A 1,089-nucleotide genomic window follows, 5' to 3' on the forward strand; every position below is an offset into this window, starting at 1 on the left:
CATGAGAATAAATAGAGTTTTTAGGAACTATATCACTGATATTAGTCTCAAAAAACTGAGATTCTCCATTTTCATGTTTATCTTTACATACATAAGTCTGTATCTTAAAATACTCTTTCCCTGTGCTAAAAATGATTAAACGCTCACGACTACCATTTTCATCAACATTTATACCTCCACAAACTGGACAAATCCTTATTTTCTCCTGTAGCCATTTGAAATTCTTCTTAAACTTTAATTTAACATTACCTGCAACCTTTAAAGAATTTTCCACCCATTTACAAAATTTATTTGACATAAAAGTCACATTATCAGCAACAACATCTAAAGTTTGCTGACATTTATCAATAGCAGATGCACAATAAATATTATTCATAATAGACATAATTAAACATATATATTTACCAATATATAAATATTTTCAAGTTTAAACAGCTATTAAAAAATATTAACTTCATAAAGCAAGAAATAAAGATATATAAAAACTTATTCTCTATTTAAACTATTTAAAAAAGATTTAATCATAACGAATAATCAATGAAAACTATTAATAATAAAGTAATACTATAAAAGTATTACTACAAAAACAATGAAAAATAAAGGAACATAATAAGATATTTCAAAAATTCAAGCCTAAAAAAAGATCATCATAACTAATACTAATAAAGTAATACCAAAAAATTTTCAAATCAGTAACCTACTTGACTATGCCAAATATTTAAATATTTCTAAAAATAGAAAAAATAGATTTAACAATGATTAATTTGAAATGATAATGAATATGCAAATACCATAAACTTTATATTTTATTAAATCAAATTACTAATGTACTTATAAGGGTTTGTAGCCTAGTCTGGATAGGGCGTAAGACTCCTAATCTTAAGGTCGAGGGTTCAAATCCCTCCAAATCCGTTTTTGAATAATTGATAATTTAAGTTTATTTTGTTTTTTTTTTTTGAATATTGGCTGTGCAATAATTAATTTTTCAGTTGATGGATGACAGTGAATTTTCTTAGTTGTGGTTAGATTGTAAATTATTTTTTGTAGTTTTTTTTATTTGTTGTCTATGTTTTTCATTGAATATCTATT

The 1,089-nt window shown here is 24.1% G+C and carries 1 protein-coding gene and 1 tRNA gene; one reads left to right on the forward strand and one right to left on the reverse strand.

Features of this window, described 5'->3' with window-relative positions; genetic code table 11:
* Nucleotides 1-376 (reverse strand): hypothetical protein (locus MBFIL_RS04615; protein WP_157078666.1); only part of this gene is annotated, 376 nt, incomplete at its 3' end.
* Between the two features lie 461 nt (nt 377-837).
* Between MBFIL_RS04615 and MBFIL_RS04620 the strand changes: the two genes are divergently transcribed.
* Nucleotides 838-912: transfer RNA gene (locus MBFIL_RS04620), tRNA-Arg, on the forward strand.
* Nucleotides 913-1,089 lie beyond the last annotated feature (177 nt).

The organism is Methanobrevibacter filiformis, assembly GCF_001639265.1.
GTDB lineage: Archaea > Methanobacteriota > Methanobacteria > Methanobacteriales > Methanobacteriaceae > Methanacia > Methanacia filiformis.